This window comes from Tenacibaculum sp. 190524A05c (assembly GCF_964036595.1).
Classification (GTDB): Bacteria; Bacteroidota; Bacteroidia; order Flavobacteriales; family Flavobacteriaceae; genus Polaribacter; species Polaribacter platacis.
On the sequence record NZ_OZ038523.1, the window covers coordinates 459,763 to 479,221 of the forward strand.

Below are 19,459 nucleotides of genomic sequence, written 5' to 3' on the forward strand. Positions count from 1 at the left end.
ATATGCAAGAGAAGTATTATAAAGAAGCCATTACGAATAAAATATTTGAATACATTACAAAAGCTACTGAAGAACTTCAACTAGAGAGTTATGTTATTGGTGGTTTTGTACGTGATTTTATTTTAAAAAGAGGTAATGCAAAAGATATTGATATAGTAACTGTAGGAAGTGGAATTGAACTGGCGAAAAAAGTGGCTAGTTTATTACCGAATACTCCTAAAGTACAAGTTTTTAAAACGTATGGTACAGCAATGTTACGTTTTCAGGATATTGAAGTAGAATTTGTTGGTGCTAGAAAAGAGTCATATACAGAAGATAGTAGAAACCCTGAAGTATCAGAAGGGTCGTTGCAAGATGATCAAAATAGAAGAGATTTTACCATTAATGCTTTAGCTTTAAGTCTGAACGCCTCTTCTTTAGGAAAGTTATTAGATCCATTTGGAGGAATAGCTGACTTAGAACACAAAATTATACGAACTCCGTTGGATCCAGATATTACCTATTCTGATGATCCTCTTAGAATGATGCGTGCAGTTCGATTTGCTTCTCAACTAAATTTTGAAATCGAAGAAAAGTCGTTAGCAGCAATAACTAGTAATGTTAAGAGAATTGACATTATTACTAGAGAACGTATTGTTGATGAGTTGAATAAAATTATTGCTTCTCCAAAACCTTCGGTAGGATTTTTATTGATGGAGAAAACTGGATTATTAAAGAGAATAATTCCTGAATTAATTGCTTTGAAAGGAGTAGAGGAAGTAGAAGGTCAAAAACATAAAGATAATTTCTATCACACTTTAGAAGTAGTTGATAATATTTCACTTCATACCAATGATGTCTGGTTACGTTGGGCAGCTTTATTACATGATATTGGTAAAGCTCCAACAAAGCGTTTTGATAAAAAAGTCGGTTGGACATTCCATTCACATGAATTTGTTGGTTCTAAGATGGTTTACAAGCTTTTTAAGAGACTAAAAATGCCATTGAATAACAAAATGAAGTTTGTTCAGAAAATGGTTATGTTGAGTTCGAGACCAATTGTACTAGCATCAGAAGTTACAGATTCTGCTGTTCGTAGATTAATTTTCGATACTGGAGATGATATTGATAGTTTAATGACGCTTTGTGAGGCTGATATTACAACTAAAAACCCAAAGAAATTTAAGCGTTACCACAAGAACTTTGAAATAGTTAGACAGAAAATTAAAGAAGTAGAAGAGCGAGATAGAGTTCGTAATTTTCAACCACCAATTTCAGGTGAAGAAATTATGAAAACCTTTAACTTAAAACCTTGTCGTGAAATAGGTCAGATTAAGGAAGCGATAAAGGAAGCTATATTAGAAGGTATTATACCAAACGAATATGAAGCTTCCTATAATTTTATGCTAAAAAAGGCTGAGAGTTTAGGATTAGAATCTAAACTAATGAAATAGTATTAGTTAGATAGTATTCTCCATTCATTTCCTTCTTTGTCATCAAAACCAATGAGTCCCTTATTTATATCAAAATACATATAATCTAATGAAGGTGTTTGCCAATTTGGACTTATTGAATCTTTATCTGTTAAATCGACTTTAATGACCCTATCAAAGACTTGGTTGTTAAACGAAAGTGTTATTTGTTCTGAATAATCTATATCAATTAACTGACCAAGGTTATTGAAACTAGAATACTCAATAGTCGTTCTTAAGTAGGATTCTTCAGAAACTTCTCCGGTGGTTTGATTGAATACCTTTGGCCATTTCCTAACATGAAATTCTAAATAACTGGTAAAATCATTTGGATGAAATAAAGTCGACTGTAAGAATAGTTGTTGTCCATCGAAGTAAAAATATTTTTTCACTCCTACAGGCATTGTAGGTCTTTGATGTAAGTGTTTATCGTTTATACTTTTTATTACATTGAACTTAAGAAGTTCATCATTGCCTTGATTCTTAAAAATAAGTTGATCATTTAATTCAGGAAGTTCAAGTAATAAATCTTGATCTTCTGATTGATATTGAAAATAAGATAGTTCTAAGGTACTATCATTACCGAAACTAACATTTTGATAACAAGATGTAATAAAAAAAAGTGAGGTTAAAAAAAGAATAAAAGATTTTTTCATAGTTGTTAGTATATACAATTATTGAATAAAACTAACGGATTTAGACTTTCAAGTGTCCAAAATCGTGTAACTTGGATTATTTAGGACAAACTTTAATAAAGTATAGAACGATTTCCTAGTAAGAATCGTTTATGGGTTTTAAGTTTTCATAACTTAAAATACGAGTAAACTCTTCTAAGTCATTTTTTAATTGATTAAAAGATAATTTAGCTATATCCTTTGTATTGTAGTCTTTAGAAGCTTCTAAAAAATTTACGGTAATGTTTTTACTTTTAAGCCTTTCATCTTTTTGATAAACAAATTTTTGAAAGTCTACCAAAGTTTTGAAAGAAATAGTTTTAAAAGATTTCTCATTTAAATCGAGTGTGATAAAATAATTTGAAATGTATCCTGCTTTAATGGTTTCTGTGAAAAACCATTTAGTTTTTTCGTTTTTCAAATAATCTTGAAACCCAATTTCACTTAGTTTATTTAGTGGATATTTTTGGAGTAGCTTAGTTCTTTTTCTATTTCTCAAAAACCAAGAAAAAAAAGCGAGAATAGAAACCCAAAAAGTAAGACTTACAGTACCAATGAATCCAAATAAATAATTGTTGTAATTTAAAGTTTCTATATTGAAATAAGTCAAAATTAACGTCATACTGAAGAATAAAGTACCAAAAACAATAAAGCAAAATTTAATCATAAAAATTGCTTTAGTTTTATTGAGTTCAATAAACTTTTTCATTGGTTAACTATTTAAAAACAGTTGGTCTATTTTCTTAGAGCAGTTTTCCCAAGAATATTCCAAAGCGGTTTCTCGAATATCTATTTTTATGTTATCCGCTTTTTCTATGAGTGGTATTACATCCTCATAAGTGGCATCAATATCAAATAGAAATCCATTTTCTCCATGTTTTATGATGTCTGGACAAAATCCTGTTTTAGAAGCTACAGGAACACAATTAGATAACATTGATTCTAATATTGGTACCGGACCTCCTTCTAAAATTGATGGAGATACAAATGTGTCAATTTTCGAATATAAATCAGGGAATTCAGAATAATCTCTATTATTGTGGTAAGTGAAATTCTGCAAGCCTGATAATTCGTTGAACTTCTCAAATTTCTCCCAGTTTTTACCAAAAATATGGAAGTGCTTTTGAGGCATGTTTTTGATGATTTGAAAGACTAATTCCGGGTTTTTTCGTTCACCAAAATTTGAACAAAATCCAACATCACCACTTTTTCTTTCGTGTGAATAAAAGAACTCTGGATCAGAAGCAATATGAATAACCTCCAACTTTTCAGGTTTTATACCAATACCAATTAAGTCTTGTTTTACTTGAGAGTTTAAACAAATAACCTTGTCTGCTAAATTTAAACACCAAGCTATATGTGTTTTTGAATACGATGTTGTGTAATGTGCATGTGTAAACATTACGATATTCTTTTTCCTTAAAATTTGAGGGTTATGGCGCATCGCCCTACAGAAATAGTGCGGATAAATAAAGTAATATCCATCTGCTTCAGGTAAATTTCTAAGTTTCGCATGAAAATATGGAGATGCATTTAATCCTGAATGTTCTGATAATCTTCGAACTTTGGTTCCAAAAATCCAGTTTTTATCTGCTTCACGAGCTACATAAACTAAATTATCAATTGTAGATTTTTTATCTACTTTGATGAATTTAGATTTTAATATAGCCAGAAGGTATTTCCATTTATAAATGATATTGAAAATTAGAAATTCCTTCATTTTTATGAATCAATATTTTGCATGGTAACAAGTTTGAAGTATTCTCCTTTTTTAGATAATAATTCATCATGTTTTCCTTGTTCTACAATTTTACCCTTGTGTAAAACAACAATATTATCTGCATTTTGAATTGTGGAAAGTCTGTGCGCAATAACCATAGAGGTTCTATTTTGCATCATATTTTCTAAAGCAGATTGTACTAGTTTCTCAGATTCAGTATCTAAAGCAGAAGTAGCCTCGTCTAAAATCATAATTGGAGGATTCTTTAGAACGGCTCTGGCAATAGATAAACGCTGTTTTTGACCACCAGAAAGTTTGTTTCCACTGTCACCAATATTGGTTTCAAATTGTTCTGGTTGATCTTTAATGAACTCATAAGCATTAGCGATTTCAGAAGCTTTAAAAACCTCTTCATCACTAGCATTTTGATTACCAATCTTTATGTTTTCTTTGATAGTATCATTGAAAAGAATAGAATCTTGCGTTACAATCCCCATTAAGTTTAAAAGAGATTTCTTAGTCAAAGATTTGATGTTTACTCCATCAATTAGAATTTCACCTTTAGTAACATCATAAAAACGGGTAATTAGATTCGCTAAAGTAGATTTTCCACTTCCAGATTGCCCAACAAGAGCAACAGATTTACCTTTTGGGATTTTAAGTGAGAAATCCTCTAAAACATAATCATCTTGATATTTAAACCATACATTTTTAAATTCAATATCATGATCAAAACTTGTTTTATTAGTTGCATCAGGCGCATCTTTTAATTCATCTTCAGTCTCTAATATTTGTAAGATACGCTCGGCAGCAGCATTTCCTTTTTTAATGGTATAACTTGCTTTAGAGATAGACTTTGCAGGAGTGATAATATTATATGCAAAACCTAGAAAACCTATTAATGTTCCCCCAGCAATTGTTTTATCAATCAGAACAATTTTACCTCCGTACCAAATAATTACACAAAACACTAGAATTCCTAATATCTCACTAACTGGTCCAGCCAATTGAGTTTTGATCATCAATTTATTTGATAATTTTTCGAACTTACTAGTAGAGTTTTGAAATTTTCTATTGAATAATGTATCCGCATTAAACGCTTTAATTACTTTAAGTCCACCTAGCGTTTCATCAAGTATAGACAGAAAAATACCTTGTTCTTTTTGAACCTTATCAGATGTTTTCTTTAAGTTTTTTCCAATTACATTAATAATGAAACCTGAGACAGGTATAAATATAAAAATGAAGACTGTCAGTTTTACACTAATAAATAACATTACTGCAATTGAAATTAGTATCATTAATGGATCTCTGAAAATAAGTTCAAGTATTGATAAAAATGAGTAATGAACTTCAATTACATCATTTCCTATTCTTGCCATTACGTCACCTTTTCTTCTTTCCGAGAAAAAAGACACAGGTAAGGATACCGTTTTAGCGTATAAATCGTTTCTAAGATCTTTTAAAACACCGTTTTTAAGAAACGTGATTGAGTAAAATGCTAAGTAACTAAATAAATTCTTGAAAATAGTTGTAACTATCATTAAAGCAATAACAATCATTAATGCTTTTCCTGGATCGGATTGTACCAATTGATAGGTGTAATAGCTTAAATTACCGTTTACATACTCGTTTAAGCTCATAATGCCATTGTAAACGGGTTTAGCTATTTCTTGGGCATTTTCCTTCTCTCCAAACAACACATTTATAAGTGGCATTATAATAATGAATGTTAAAGCAGAAAATACCGCGTAAAGTATATTAAAAAATATATTTAAATACGCGAATCTTTTATAGGGATTCGCGTATTTTAAAATTTTCTTGAAGTATTCCATTTAAACTCCTAATTGTTTTTTTATTCTAGATATTCGTTCGTCCAATAATTGTTCCACTTTATCTGTACTGTCAATATTGGTCAAATCGTCTTGAACACTAATGTAAAACTTAATTTTTGGTTCAGTTCCACTTGGTCTACAAGCTACTTTTGTTCCCTTTTCTGTTTCATAAATTAAAACATTGGATTTAGGGATGTCAATTGTAGATTCTTCACCTGTTATAATGTTTTTTCTAATAGATGATTTATAATCATTTACAAATGTTACTTTTTCACCATCTATTGTTGCTAGAGGAGTATTTCTTAAATCCACTAACATTTGTTTAATTTCTTCTGCACCATCCATTCCTTTTTTAACCAAAGCAACAAGATGTTCTTTATAGAAACGATTATTAATGTAAATATTCAATAACTCGTTATAAAAAGAGCTGTCATTACTTTTAGCGTCTGCAGCAATTTCACAAGCTAATAGGGTAGAGGTAACAGCATCTTTATCTCTTACAAAATCACCAACCATAAACCCAAAACTTTCTTCGCCACCACCAATAAACTCTTGTTTTGGATGGTCTTTAATCATTTTAGCAATCCATTTAAAACCGGTCAAACCAACTTTTGTTTCAACACCATAACTTGCTGCAATATCATTAACAAGGTGAGTAGATACAATAGTAGATCCAACAAATTGATTACCATTTAATTTCCCTTGGTTTTTCCATTGTTTAATTAAGAAATCAGTCATAACACTCATAGTTTGATTTCCGTTTAACAATTTCATTTTTCCATTTAAATCTCTAATAGCAATTCCTAATCGATCGCTGTCAGGATCAGTACCAATTACGATGTCGGCATTAATTTTATCAGCATATTCCATTGCCATTGCCAATGCTTCTGGCTCTTCTGGATTTGGAGATTTTACTGTAGGGAAGTCTCCATTTGGTTCAGCTTGCTCTTCAACAACATGAACATTGGTGTATCCTGCACGTTTTAAAACTTCAGGAATAAGTTTAATAGAAGTTCCATGAAGTGAGGTGAAAACAATTTTTAAATCTTCTCTCCCTGAAACATCAAACGTTCCATTTTTTACAGATGCATTCCAAAAGGCTTCATCAACTTCTTCACCTATATAGGAAATTAAACTTTCGTTTTTATCAAATTTAATATCACTATAATCTAAAGAATTAACTTCAGTAATAATTCCTTTGTCTTGTGGAGGAACTATTTGTCCACCATCCGTCCAATACACTTTATAACCGTTGTATTCAGGAGGGTTGTGTGATGCCGTTAAAACGATTCCAGCATGACAGTTTAAGTGATTTACTGAAAAAGATAATTCAGGTGTAGGTCTTAAATCTTCAAAGACGTAAGACTTTATATTGTTAGCAGATAAAATTTCTGCAACTAATGTTGCGAATTCTTTACTGTTATGTCTACAATCGTAAGCAATGGCAACCTTTAATTCTGTGTTTGGATAAGATTGATGTAAATAATTACTTAATCCTTGAGTTGCTTTTCCTAAAGTATATTTATTAATTCTATTTGTACCAGCTCCCATAATTCCTCTCATTCCTCCGGTACCAAACTCAGCATCTTTATAAAAACGATCGGGTAAATCATCCGCATTTGATGCTATAAGTTCTTTAATTTCATTTTGAGTTTCTTGGTCAAAAGTAGGAGACAACCAAAGTTTTGCTTTCTGTAGAATTTCTTCCATTTTAAATTTTGTTTGGTAGTGGTTTATAAATTTTGTTCTTCTTTAACTTTATAGTGCTTTTGTAGAGGATTACTTTTTATGATTAATTCCCCTAAGAATCCTGCTAAGAATAATAGTGTTCCTAAGATCATTGAGGTTAAAGCGATATAAAACCAAGGGTTTTGAGTTACTAATATAGAAGGAATATTATTAAAAACTCTATATAATTTTATAACTCCTACATAAAAAGCCATTGTAGTCCCTACAATAAACATTAAAGTTCCCCATAAACCGAAAAAGTGCATGGGTCTTTTCCCAAATTTAGATAAAAAAGAAATAGTAATTAAGTCTAAAAAGCCATTTACAAATCTATCCATACCAAATTTTGTCTCACCGTACTTTCTAGCTTGATGTTGAACAACTTTTTCTCCTATTTTTGTAAAACCTTCATTTTTAGCTAAAACAGGGATGTAGCGATGCATTTCGCCACTAACTTTAACTGCTTTTGCTACATCTTTTTTGTAGGCTTTTAAACCACAATTAAAATCATTTAGTTCTAATCCTGAGGTTTTTCTAGCTGCCCAATTAAATAATTTAGAAGGTATATTTTTGGTTAATACATTGTCGTATCGTTTCTTTTTCCAACCAGAGATTAAATCATAATCTTCTTTCATGATAAGATCATATAATTCAGGGATTTCTTCTGGATTGTCCTGTAAATCTGCATCCATAGTAATAATAACATTACCATTTGCAGCACCAAAACCTGCATCTAAAGCCTGCGATTTACCATAATTTCGTTGAAAACGTATACCTTTTACTTGGGGATTTTTTTTAGATAATTCTTGAATGATATTCCAAGAAGTGTCAGTACTTCCATCATCAATAAAAATTACCTCATATAAAAACTGATTGGATTGCATAACTTTTGCAATCCAATCATATAATTCTTGTAAAGATTCTTCTTCGTTTAAAAGTGGTATTACTACCGATATATCCATAATAAATTTAATGTCTATTATAACGGAGTAAAGTTACAATATTATTGTTGTTAAAAAGTATCTTCCTCTCTTTTTTGCATAATAGCTCCAGTAATAGCTGAGATAATAAACCCAAAGAAAGCAGAAATAACAATAGATAAAGGAATTGTAATTGCTGGGCTTTGGAATTTTTTAGTCATAGATTCAGCTGATTCAATTTGCTCATCAGTCATTCCAGCATCAATCCAAGCTTGTCTTGTAACTTCCATAACTTGATCTTGGAAACCAGGTTCAATTACTTTAGTAAAAATTAATGAGTACACCGTTGAGACTAAAACACTTACTACAGCAATTCCAACTCCAACCTTTAATGCTTGTCCAAATGAAAGAAATCCACCATTATCATGCTTGAATTTTTTTATTCCAAGTACAATTAATGCAATCATAGGAATAATTCCAATGTAACCAACGGTTTGAAGGTTCTCAAGTAAATTTCCTGATGCATAAAATGCTAAGTGAATAAAAACTCCTGCGATTCCTAAATAAAGACCATAATTTAAGATTATGTTCTTGCTGTTTGCTTGATTTTCCATGTGTTCTTGATTTGATTAGTTTAAATTATTAAAAAATTACGTAAAACATCTTGTTAGTATTCAATGTTTTAAAAATGTTACAAAAAAATCATGTAAATTTATTGTTAATGATTAAAAAAATGATTGTAAATTTGCCTCGGCAAGTTCTACACAACCAGCTCCCTTTGAATCCCCCAGGGCGGGAACGCAGCAAGGGTATTAGGTCGTAGCGGTGTGATGTAGGTAGCTTGCCATTTTTTGTTTCATCAAATTTCTTTTCTCGGATGAAACTTTTCAACAACTTCTTTTAAATAACTATTGTCTAAATGAACATAAATTTCAGTTGTGGTAATACTTTCATGACCTAATAATTGTTGAATTGCTCTAAGATCTACACCTTCCTTCAATAAGTATGTGGCAAATGAATGGCGTAATGTATGTGGTCCAACACTTTTATTAATGTTAGCTTTTGCACATAAATCTTTAAGAATTATAAATATCATTTGTCTTGTTAAACGCTTTCCACGTCTATTTAAAAATAATATGTCAGAGTCTTCTTTTTTAGGAGTAATTAGACTTCTAATATGTGATATATATAAATTAATAAATTTCATGGTTGATGTATGTATAGGTACAAAACGCACTTTATCTCCTTTTCCTGTTACTTTTATGAATCCTTCATCAAAGAACAAGTCAGAGATTTTGAGATTAATTAGTTCACTTACACGCAAACCACAACCATAAATGGTTTCTAAAATAGTTCGGTTTCGTTCTCCTTGAGGATGACTTAAATCAATAGATCCAATAATTTTATTTATTTCTTCATTGGAAAGTACATCTGGTAGTTTTCGTCCAATCTTAGGAGATTGTATTAAATCCAGAGGATTATCTTCTCTATATCCTTCAAAAACCAAATAATCAAAAAAACTTCTAAGCCCTGAAATAATTCTGGCTTGAGTTCTTGGACTTATAATTTTTGAAACTTCATAAATGAATTGTTTAATTTGATCTTTATCTATAGTAATTGGACTAACATTTATTTCATAAGTTTCTATATAGTTAACCAGTTTTAAAATGTCTCTAGTGTAGTTTTCGATAGAGTTTTCAGATAACGCTCTTTCGATTTTTAAGTAGCTCTTATAATCAGTAATCTTAACTTGCCAACCCATTGAAAATTGTAAAAAAAACTTTGATATTTGAAAAATAAAGTTACATTTGTTAAGCAAACTTATAATTATAAAATTAAAAATTATGAAAAAATTTCTTTTAACAATTGCTATGGTAGCTTTTGGATTTGCTGCCAATGCTCAAAAAGCAGGATTTAACGTAGGTGCTGATGTAACTTATAATTTTGATGCAGAAGTATTCGGTTTAATGGGAGAAGCAAATTATTTATTTGAAGTGTCTGATGAGTTTAGAGTTGGACCGGCTATATCTTATCAATACGCTTTTGGTAAAGATATAGAAACTGCTTTAGGAACTATTTCAGTTGATGGAAGCGGTGATTTTACAGCTGCTGGTGCTGCACGATATGATATATCTGAACAGTTTATAATTGGAGCTGATTTAGGTTATTATTTTGATGCTTCTTCATTTTATTACAGACCTTTAGTTGGTTACAGATTAAATGAAAATACTGTAATTCAATTAGCGTTACCATCTAGTGATGCTTCTAATAGCTTATCATTAGGAGTTATGTTTGGGTTATAATATTTAATCACATTATAATTTAAAAAGGAGCTTTCGAGCTCCTTTTTTTTATGCAAAAAAAGTAACTACTTGTCCTATAATACTTAAGCTTTTTTAATATAAAAAAAGTAAAAAAAAGCTTTACTGAAGAAATAAATCCACCTACTTTCGCGCTCCTAAAATTATAATTACAATTAAAATTTATGAAAAAAATTCTTTTAACAATTGCTATCGCAGTATTCGGATTTGCTGCTAATGCACAGGACGGTACTTTAAATGTAGGAGGTAATATCGCTTTACCAATCGGAGATGCAGGAGATAATTATTCTTTTTCTTATGGAGGAGAAGTAAATTACTTATTTAACTTATCTGAAGATTTTAACTTAGGTGCTTCATTTTCTTACATTCAGTATTTAGGAAAAGAAGTAAATGGTTTTGATGTACCAAGTGTTGCATTTTTACCAGTTGCTGCTGCAGGTCGCTATAACCTTTCTGAAAAATTCGTAGTAGGAGCTGATTTAGGTTTTGCTATTGGTGTTGATGAAGGAAATGATGGTGGATTTTATTACAGACCTATGGTAGGTTATAAAGTTATGGAGAACATAACTGTACAAGCTACTTATGCTGGTATTAGCTTAGACGGTGGAACTGCTGCTAACATCGGATTAGGTGCTTATTATTCTTTCTAATAAGATTAATAGAAATAATTAAAATAAGAAAAGGAGCTGATAAGCTCCTTTTTTTTGTTTACAGATTAAGTATATTCGCATTTTAAAAGTTTTATTATGAGAAAATTTTTTATCATTTATTTGTTCTTGTTTTCCATTAATTATAATCTAACAGCTCAAGAAAATGAGTTTAACGTGGGAATTAATGGTGGAGTAACAATTGGAAATATTGAAGGAGTATCGAGTATGGCTTTAGGATTCGATGCAAATTATCTTTTTGATGTATTTGAAGGTGTTAAATTTGGTCCATCTTTAAATTTTATTTACTTCGTAACTCAAGAGGAGAATGGAATTAATCCTGATGCATTTATTTATTTACCAATCGGTGGATCAGTTAAATTTCACAGTGAAGGTGATGATTTTTATGTAGCCTTAGATGGTGGTTATGCTATCGGAATATCACCAGAAGGTGATAATGGTGGTGTATTTATTAAACCGATGGTTGGTTACAATATCAATGAAAACTTTAATGTAAACCTTTTCTATTCTGGCGTGAAAAAGAGCGGACCAACTTTTGGTTATATCGGATTAGGAGTAGCCTTTAATATTTTTGGAGGTAATAGTTATTATAGTTTATAAGAAACCATATCATGAAAATTATCATAATCAACGGACCAAATTTAAATCTATTAGGAAAAAGAGAACCGGAAATTTATGGTTCTAAAACTTTTAACGACTATTTCAAAGAATTGAAAAATAGATTCTCTGAGATAGAATTAGATTATTTTCAATCAAATATAGAGGGAGAAATAATAGATAAACTTCACGAGGTTGGTTTTGATTATGATGGCGTAGTTTTAAATGCAGCGGCATATACACATACTTCTGTTGGTATTGGTGATGCTGTAAAAGGAATAACAACTCCTGTTGTAGAAGTACATATTTCTAATGTACATTCTCGCGAAGATTTTAGACATGTAAGTTACATTGCAGGTAATGCCAAAGGCGTTATTACAGGCTTTGGATTGGATAGCTATATTTTAGCCATTCAAAGTTTTATGAAGTAACTCTTAGGAATTACATCCCCCCATTTTTCATTGTAAGATCTATTTTTGAGTTGATATTTTGTACAAAAATAAATACCTCAAGAAAAGTAATGCTATAAACGGAATTATAGAGTACGTAAACTTTTGAATTCCGGTAAAATGAATAATTGGTATTAAGGCTAATAGTATAATTAGAATTAGGAAATACTTCTTAATCCAAGTTTTTTGAGTTTTACCCAATAAAAAGAATGAAACCACAAAATTTGGAGCAAAAGCCCATAGGAAATTGAAATTATTTGGCGCGGTTGAATGATTGGTGAAAAACCATAAAAAGACAATTAAAACACCAACGAGTCCAGTACTAAAAAGCAAAATAAAATCTAAAATCTTAGTCTGCTTTTTCTTTTTGTAATCTTTGTAAGTAATTATCGCTACAATGATTAATAATAATGTGAAAACTAGCAAAGGACTAGGAAAGTCTGCATTTACAGATTTAGTTTCAAAATCTAATAGTGTTTCGGTTTTTTTAATTAAGGATTCTCCATTACTTATTTTACTGACTTCGTAAGCCTCATATAAATATTCAGGTAGATATAAATATTCTTCCGCAGATGCTATTTTATCCAATCGATTACCTAAGGCTATATTTATTCCAAAACTTCCCCAAGAATTAGGATGAATTTTTTCATTCATCAAAGTCCTAATAGATTTATCTTCTGTTATAAAACCTTCACTTAAATTAAGTTTCTCCTTAAGAATTGATTTAGTAATATCTCTAGGTCGAGTAGCACAGTTGTCAAAAAAAGGATCATAAAAATAACTTGCGTTTTCTGGTTTAACGTTTTGCTCTAAAAACTGAAAGAATTCATTTCTCTCTTTTATATTTAGATTCAATACTTGCTGCTTCACCCATCGTTCGTCTTGTTGTGCAGATTTTAAAGCATAATGAAATGGATATCTAGCCAGTTTATATTTCATGAAACCTCTAACGAAGTTTGCATAAAAGTTAGGATCGTTAAAATCAAATATCCCATAGTTATACAATAAATCAAGATTTAAAACGGGATCTTTAACTCGAATGGCTGTATGACCAAACTTTTCATACAAGTTAACTCCAGGTCCAGAAGTAACAATGCTAATTTCAGAATAAACAGAAAGTTGAACGGTTTGAGCAAAATTAAATTGAGAAACTAATAGAAGAAGTAAAACGTATTTTTTAAGCATAACTATCGGTAAAAACTGTAATCAATTTTAAGTGAAAATATGTTCGAGAATAAAGCATTTCCAACACTTCCAATATTGGTTAACGCATAATCGATTTGTATTCCTCGATATCTAAAACCTAAACCAAAATTCGGTTGAACAGATAAAGATTCACTATTATCAAACTCTCTTACATTTTGGAAATTTCCAGCACCAACTCTTAAGAAGACAAGATTATCATAATCTAATTGAAAACCAAAAGCAGGATCAACACTTAAAAAACCAGTTGAGATGATATCATTAGTTTCTGCAAATCTCATATTTAAATCCAAAGCTGTTAGCAAATGAAAATACCTTCCAATATTAAAATTTTTAGCCATTCCAACTTGTAACTTAGGCTTTGTAATTTCAGTTGTTTCTGGTAATTCTTGATTTTGCCCAGGAATGGCATTTCTTATCTTTTCAAATTCAGCTTCGTTTATAGCCCAAGTATTGAAGGTAGTTGTAATATCTCTAGCCATGATTCCAAACTTCCAATCATTTTTCTGAAACTGAATTCCTAAATCGAAACCGAATCCCCAAGAAGTGGCAAAATCACCAATAATTCGTCTAATTATTTTAGCATTTCCACCAATGGTAAAGCCATCTAAAGGCATTTTACGAGCATAACTTACATTGAAAGCATAATCTGCTGCAGAGAACAAGTTAATTCGATTAAAATCAATATTTCCTTGACTATCGATTAATTCTGTAGTATTCAATATATCATCTACACCAAATCTTATAATTGATAATCCTATCGAACTTTCTTTATTAATTGGCATTGCAAATCCAGCAAAATTATACGTTGCAATTCCTGAAAAATAGGAGGCATGCATTAGAGATCCTTGGTAATCTTCTATTCCTACTAAACCTGCAGGATTCCAATATGTTGAATTTACATCATTAGAAGTTGCCACTACGGCTTTACTCATTCCTAATGCAGCTGCATCAACACCAATATTTAAAAATTCATTAGAATAGTTTCTAAACTGCCCGTAAGACAATGAAGAAATAAGTAGTGAAAAATATAGTAACTTGATTTTCAAGATCTCAATTTATTTAAATAACAAATATCTTAATTCCTTGTGAAATAACAGATAATTTAACTAGTTATTGTTCTAAGAATATATATTTAACTTATCCTGAATAAAGTTTACAATTTGATTTTCAATCCAAAACGCTTCATCATTAAATGTGGTAACAAATCCTACATGACCACCATATTTAGGAGTCATTAAGTAGAAATTATCTGAGTTTTCAGCAATGTCATACGGAAAACAATCTAAAGATAGAAATGAGTCATCTTTAGCGTTTATAAGTAATGTTTTTCTATCTATATTAGGTATGTATGGTTTACTGCTCGCTTTAGCCCAATAATCTTCAGGTCCATCAAAACCAAAAACCGGAGCTGTGTATATTTCTTCGAAATCTCTAAAAGAAGAAGCTTTTGCGATACGCTTTTTATCTGGATTGAATTCAGGGAATTTAGAAGCCTTTAAAACTACTTTAGATTTTAATGTTCTTAGGAATTCTTTCATATAAATTTTATTCTTCAGCTTACTTAATTCAACTTGTGCTGAAGCCAAATCAATAGGAACAGAGACCGCGATTCCGCCTTTAACCGTTTCTGGAACACCAACATTGAATTCTCCCAAATATTTTAAAATAAGATTACCTCCTAAACTAAAACCACATAAAACAATATCTCTGTAATTATAATTTTCGATTAAATAGTTTATTACGAATTCTACATCATCTGTTTTACCAGCGTGATAAGTTTTTAAAATATTGTTATCCTCTCCGCTACAACTTCTTAAATTCATTGAAATTACATCGTAACCATGATCTTTTAAAAAATTAGCTGTAGAAGCCATATAACTAGATTCAGAACTTCCTTCTAGTCCATGAATTAATAATACTGCTGAAAATGAGTTTGAAGTTAAAAAGTCTAAATCGATAAAATCATTATCCCAAGTTGTAATTCTTTTTCTTTCATAGTTTGGTTTTTCTTTATTTGCAAAAAATTTATAAAGCGTGTTAATATGCGGGTTTCTAAAAGGAAACTTAGTGGTTAGTTGACTTTTCAGTAATGGCATTTTAAATCTATTAGTTGAATTAATTGTTAAAAAAAATCTATTTCATATTTTAGTCAAAAATCTATCAAAAACATGAACATTAAAAAGCACATTCCAAATATAATCACTTTAGGTAACTTACTTTGTGGTACCATAGCAACAATTTATGCAGTAAGAGGTGATTTTTATACAACAGCAATTTTAGTTGGAATTGGAATAGTCTTTGATTTCTTTGACGGTTTTGTAGCAAGATTGTTACAAGTTCAAGGAGAATTTGGAAAGCAATTGGATAGTTTAGCTGATATGGTAACAAGTGGAGTAGTACCAGGAATTGTAATGGTTCAATTTATGCTGAGTAGTACATTATATAATCAGCTAGGAGTTTCTTCTTGGGATGCAGCCTTAGATATGGGATTGAATATTGATAATTGGTTTTCCTATGAAGTTCTTGGATTATTACTTACACTTTTTGCTGGTTACAGATTAGCAAAGTTTAATATTGATGAAAGACAATCAAATAGTTTTATAGGATTACCAACTCCAGCAATGAATTTATTTGTACTGTCATTACCCTTAATTTCAGAGTACACTACAAACATCTTAATTCAAGATATAATTCACAATAAATATGTATTGATTATAATAACAATACTATTAAGTGTATTAATGGTTTCAGAAGTAAAGTTATTTTCTTTGAAGTTTAAGAATTATGCTTTTAACAAAAACATCTTTAAATACACATTTTTGTTATTGTCTATAGCGCTTTTAATTACGTTAAAATTCGTTGCGATTCCAGTAATTATTTTGCTATATATTCTATTATCTCTATTTAAGAATTTAAAGAAAGAGGCAGTTAAAAATTAAGAAGAATTAAAACTTCTTCTTTTTTAATTCGAAGTCTTTACCAAGATAAACTTTTCTCACGGTTTCATCCGCAGCTAATTCCTCTGGAGTTCCTTCTTTTAGGATACTTCCGTTGTACATTAAGTATGTTCTATCGGTAATAGCTAAAGTTTCTTGTACGTTATGATCGGTAATAAGAATTCCGATATTTTTATTTTTTAAGTGAGCTACAATACTCTGAATATCTTCTACAGCAATAGGATCTACACCAGCAAAAGGCTCATCTAATAAGATAAACTTAGGATCTGAAGCTAAACAACGTGCAATTTCAGTTCTTCTTCGTTCACCACCAGAAAGTAAATCTCCTCGGTTTTTACGAACATGACCAAGACTAAATTCTTCAATTAGCTCTTCTAATCGTTCTTTTCTTTCTTCTTTAGTACGATCAGTAAATTCCAAAACAGATAGAATATTATCTTCAACTGATAATTTTCTGAAAACAGAAGCTTCTTGTGCCAAGTATCCGATACCTTTTTGTGCGCGTTTGTACATTGCATCTTCGGTGATTTCGTCACTATCTAAAAAAATCTGACCAAAATTTGGTTTAACCATACCAACAATCATGTAAAAAGAAGTGGTTTTTCCAGCTCCATTCGGACCTAGTAATCCAATAATTTCACCTTGTTCTACTTCAAGGGAAATTCCTTTAACTACTTTACGACTACCGTAAATTTTCTGGATATTATCAGCTCTTAATTTCATGATTGTATGGCTATATATTTTTTCTAAAAGTGCTTAAATTTTACGAATACTCTTCTTAAAAAGTTATTAAACTTCTTCTTCTAAAGCTTCCCAGAACTCTACAGCTCTGCGTAAATGAGGAATAACAATTGTTCCACCAACTAAAGTAGCAATCGACATGGTTTCCATCATTTCTTCCTTAGTAACACCGTTTTTATGAGCAGTTTCTAAATGATAAGCGATACAATCATCACAACGTAAAACTGCTGAAGCTACTAAACCTAATAATTCTTTTGTTTTTACTGATAAATGACCTTCTGCGTAAGCATTAGTGTCTAAATTGAATATTCTTTTAATTACTTTATTATCTGAAGATAAAATCTTTTCGTTCATTTTAGAACGATAATCATTGAACTCTTGGACTTTTTTCGACATTTTTCTGTTGTTTTTTTATTACAAATTTTGAAATGTGAATACTTATTTCATATAAAATCATGATTGGTACTGATACGATTACCTGACTAGCAATATCCGGAGGAGTAATGATAGCAGCTAGTATTAATACTAGAACCAACGCATGTTTTCTGTATCGTTTTAAAAATTCTGGAGTAATTAAACCAACTCTTGATAAAAAGAAGATGATAATTGGCAATTCAAAGAAAACCGCAACCCCAATTAATGTATTTGTTACCAATCCTATGTAAGCATCTAGTTTGAAGTTATTAACTACAGCATCACCAATTGTGAAATTATAGAAGAAATAAACTGACATTGGAATGATTACATAATAACTAAATAGTATACCTAAGAAGAATAGGAAGGAAGCCCAAAAAATAAAACCTCTTGATTTTTTACGTTCATTATCTAATAAACCAGGAGAAATGAACCTCCAAATTTCCCATAATACATATGGGAAAGAGATGATAAATCCTAAAATTAAAGAAGACCAAATAGCCGTCATTAATTGTTGTGTTGGATTTAATGCTTGAAGTGTTTGCTTGAATTGAATGTCACAGAAACTACTTTCCATTCCTAATCCCGTAAATACTTTACAGAAGAACTGATAGGTATCGAAGTCTGGTTTTAAATGGGCTAGTAGAACTTTATCAAAAATCGTTTTGATATAAATGAACACCATTATGGCAACAATAAAAATTGCTGAAATACTTCGTATTACATGCCATCTAAGTTCTTCTAGATGATCTAAGAAAGACATTTCCTTTTCTGCCATGACTAAAAAATACCTTCTTTAATTAAATCATGAAGGTGAACTACACCAACATAAGTATCATTATCGTCTGAAACTAAAATTTGAGTAATACTATTCGATTCTAATGTATCTAAAGCATCAATTGCCATAGCATCTATGTGAATCGTTTTTGGGTTCTTACTCATTATATCAGAAGCCGTCAAATTCTCAATATCTGTCGTTTTACTCAACATACGCCTAATATCACCATCAGTAATAATACCAGTGATTTTATCATTATTATCTACAACAGCAGTTACACCAAGTCTTTTTTCTGAGATTTCAACAATAACTTTAGTCAATTTATCCGATGGAAGAACTTTTGGTAGTTCGTTATTCTTAATTAAATCAGAAACTCTTAAATATAAACGCTTTCCTAATGCTCCACCGGGATGATACTTTGCAAAATCATTATTTGTAAAACCTCTTAAATCTAGTAAACAAACGGCTAACGCATCACCTAAAACTAACTGAGCGGTTGTGCTATTAGTAGGAGCCAAGTTATTTGGATCAGCTTCCTTTTCAACATAAGAGTTCAGCAAGAAATCTGCATTTTTCCCTAAAAAAGAATCTGGATTTCCGGTGATTGCTATGATTTTGTTTTTTGAATTTCTAATTAATGGAACTAATACTTTTATTTCTGGAGTATTACCACTTTTCGAAATACAAATTACTACATCATCTTCCTGAATATTACCTAAATCACCATGAATTGCATCTGCAGCATGCATAAATACGGCAGGTGTTCCTGTAGAATTTAAAGTAGCTACAATTTTATTTGCAATGTTGGCGCTTTTACCAATTCCAGTAATGATTACTCTTCCTTTTGAATTTAATATGAAGTTAACTGCATCAGCAAACGAATTGTCCAAAAAATTAGTTAAATTAGCTATACTATTACTTTGAAGAACAATAGTTTCTTTTGCTTTGGCTATTATTAAGTCTGTATTTTTCAAGTAAAACAAGGTTTAATTTGAAGATG

At 30.5% G+C, this 19,459-nt stretch carries 21 protein-coding genes and 1 other RNA gene; 7 read left to right on the plus strand and 15 right to left on the minus strand.

Features of this window, described 5'->3' with window-relative positions:
• Window positions 1–2: 2 nt before the first annotated feature.
• Entirely contained in the window at window positions 3–1,433 is a 1,431-nt protein-coding gene (locus ABNT61_RS02045) for a CCA tRNA nucleotidyltransferase (protein WP_348744648.1), read from the plus strand.
• Between the two features lie 2 nt (window positions 1,434–1,435).
• Here the strand turns inward: ABNT61_RS02045 and ABNT61_RS02050 are convergent, their stop codons facing one another.
• The 7 genes from ABNT61_RS02050 to ABNT61_RS02080 form a co-directional block, all read right to left on the minus strand.
• Window positions 1,436–2,125, minus strand: coding sequence for a hypothetical protein (locus tag ABNT61_RS02050; protein WP_348744649.1), 690 nt, complete (start codon window positions 2,123–2,125; stop codon window positions 1,436–1,438).
• 97 nt (window positions 2,126–2,222) lie between these two features.
• Window positions 2,223–2,834 (minus strand): hypothetical protein, encoded by a 612-nt coding sequence (locus ABNT61_RS02055; RefSeq protein WP_348744650.1) that lies wholly within the window; start codon window positions 2,832–2,834, stop codon window positions 2,223–2,225.
• A gap of 3 nt (window positions 2,835–2,837) precedes the next feature.
• Window positions 2,838–3,845 (minus strand): glycosyltransferase family 4 protein, encoded by a 1,008-nt coding sequence (locus ABNT61_RS02060; protein WP_348744651.1) that lies wholly within the window; start codon window positions 3,843–3,845, stop codon window positions 2,838–2,840.
• 2 nt (window positions 3,846–3,847) lie between these two features.
• Window positions 3,848–5,680, minus strand: coding sequence for an ABC transporter ATP-binding protein (locus ABNT61_RS02065; RefSeq protein ID WP_348744652.1), 1,833 nt, complete (start codon window positions 5,678–5,680; stop codon window positions 3,848–3,850).
• Window positions 5,681–7,390, minus strand: coding sequence for a phospho-sugar mutase (locus ABNT61_RS02070; protein ID WP_348744653.1), 1,710 nt, complete (start codon window positions 7,388–7,390; stop codon window positions 5,681–5,683). It abuts the gene before it with no gap.
• Between the two features lie 23 nt (window positions 7,391–7,413).
• Window positions 7,414–8,370: a glycosyltransferase family 2 protein gene (locus ABNT61_RS02075; RefSeq protein ID WP_348744654.1), complete on the minus strand. Its 957-nt coding sequence runs from the start codon at window positions 8,368–8,370 to the stop codon at window positions 7,414–7,416.
• A gap of 50 nt (window positions 8,371–8,420) precedes the next feature.
• Window positions 8,421–8,942 (minus strand): DUF4199 domain-containing protein, encoded by a 522-nt coding sequence (locus tag ABNT61_RS02080; protein WP_348725622.1) that lies wholly within the window; start codon window positions 8,940–8,942, stop codon window positions 8,421–8,423.
• A 137-nt stretch (window positions 8,943–9,079) separates the two neighbouring features.
• Between ABNT61_RS02080 and ffs the strand changes: the two genes are divergently transcribed.
• Window positions 9,080–9,178, plus strand: an RNA gene (gene ffs, locus ABNT61_RS02085) — signal recognition particle sRNA small type.
• A gap of 9 nt (window positions 9,179–9,187) precedes the next feature.
• On the opposite strand, the gene xerA is transcribed toward ffs, so the two are convergent.
• Window positions 9,188–10,090, minus strand: a complete 903-nt coding sequence (xerA, locus tag ABNT61_RS02090) for a site-specific tyrosine recombinase/integron integrase (RefSeq protein ID WP_348744655.1) — start codon at window positions 10,088–10,090, stop codon at window positions 9,188–9,190.
• Window positions 10,091–10,172: 82 nt separating this feature from the next.
• Between xerA and ABNT61_RS02095 the strand changes: the two genes are divergently transcribed.
• From ABNT61_RS02095 to aroQ, 4 genes are all read left to right on the plus strand, one after another.
• Entirely contained in the window at window positions 10,173–10,631 is a 459-nt protein-coding gene (locus tag ABNT61_RS02095) for a hypothetical protein (protein ID WP_348744656.1), read from the plus strand.
• A 182-nt stretch (window positions 10,632–10,813) separates the two neighbouring features.
• On the plus strand, window positions 10,814–11,299 hold the full coding sequence (locus ABNT61_RS02100; RefSeq protein WP_348744657.1) for an outer membrane beta-barrel protein: 486 nt from the start codon (window positions 10,814–10,816) through the stop codon (window positions 11,297–11,299).
• Window positions 11,300–11,395: 96 nt separating this feature from the next.
• Window positions 11,396–11,917 (plus strand): hypothetical protein, encoded by a 522-nt coding sequence (locus ABNT61_RS02105; protein WP_348744658.1) that lies wholly within the window; start codon window positions 11,396–11,398, stop codon window positions 11,915–11,917.
• Window positions 11,918–11,928: 11 nt separating this feature from the next.
• Window positions 11,929–12,345: a type II 3-dehydroquinate dehydratase gene (aroQ, locus tag ABNT61_RS02110; protein ID WP_348725616.1), complete on the plus strand. Its 417-nt coding sequence runs from the start codon at window positions 11,929–11,931 to the stop codon at window positions 12,343–12,345.
• A 39-nt stretch (window positions 12,346–12,384) separates the two neighbouring features.
• Here aroQ and ABNT61_RS02115 read toward each other — a convergent pair whose 3' ends face one another.
• The 3 genes from ABNT61_RS02115 to ABNT61_RS02125 form a co-directional block, all read right to left on the minus strand.
• Window positions 12,385–13,548, minus strand: a complete 1,164-nt coding sequence (locus ABNT61_RS02115) for a DUF4105 domain-containing protein (RefSeq protein ID WP_348744659.1) — start codon at window positions 13,546–13,548, stop codon at window positions 12,385–12,387.
• A gap of 2 nt (window positions 13,549–13,550) precedes the next feature.
• Window positions 13,551–14,615 carry a PorV/PorQ family protein gene (locus ABNT61_RS02120; protein ID WP_412766928.1) on the minus strand — a complete coding sequence of 355 codons (1,065 nt, stop codon included), beginning with the start codon at window positions 14,613–14,615 and terminating at the stop codon, window positions 13,551–13,553.
• A 72-nt stretch (window positions 14,616–14,687) separates the two neighbouring features.
• Complete coding sequence (locus ABNT61_RS02125; RefSeq protein ID WP_348744660.1) at window positions 14,688–15,665, minus strand: YheT family hydrolase; 978 nt, start codon at window positions 15,663–15,665, stop codon at window positions 14,688–14,690.
• Between the two features lie 72 nt (window positions 15,666–15,737).
• On the opposite strand from ABNT61_RS02125, the gene ABNT61_RS02130 reads away from it, so the two are divergent.
• Complete coding sequence (locus ABNT61_RS02130; RefSeq protein ID WP_348744661.1) at window positions 15,738–16,508, plus strand: CDP-alcohol phosphatidyltransferase family protein; 771 nt, start codon at window positions 15,738–15,740, stop codon at window positions 16,506–16,508.
• 6 nt (window positions 16,509–16,514) lie between these two features.
• Here ABNT61_RS02130 and lptB read toward each other — a convergent pair whose 3' ends face one another.
• From lptB to ABNT61_RS02150, 4 genes are all read right to left on the minus strand, one after another.
• Window positions 16,515–17,249, minus strand: a complete 735-nt coding sequence (lptB, locus tag ABNT61_RS02135) for an LPS export ABC transporter ATP-binding protein (RefSeq protein WP_348711752.1) — start codon at window positions 17,247–17,249, stop codon at window positions 16,515–16,517.
• A gap of 66 nt (window positions 17,250–17,315) precedes the next feature.
• Window positions 17,316–17,663, minus strand: coding sequence for a carboxymuconolactone decarboxylase family protein (locus tag ABNT61_RS02140; protein WP_348725611.1), 348 nt, complete (start codon window positions 17,661–17,663; stop codon window positions 17,316–17,318).
• Window positions 17,635–18,459 (minus strand): twin-arginine translocase subunit TatC, encoded by an 825-nt coding sequence (tatC, locus tag ABNT61_RS02145; protein ID WP_348725609.1) that lies wholly within the window; start codon window positions 18,457–18,459, stop codon window positions 17,635–17,637. The genes ABNT61_RS02140 and tatC overlap by 29 nt, the downstream gene beginning before the upstream one ends.
• Before the next feature lie 2 nt (window positions 18,460–18,461).
• A complete protein-coding gene (locus ABNT61_RS02150; protein WP_348711756.1) occupies window positions 18,462–19,433 on the minus strand; it encodes a KpsF/GutQ family sugar-phosphate isomerase in 972 nt (323 codons plus the stop codon).
• Window positions 19,434–19,459 lie beyond the last annotated feature (26 nt).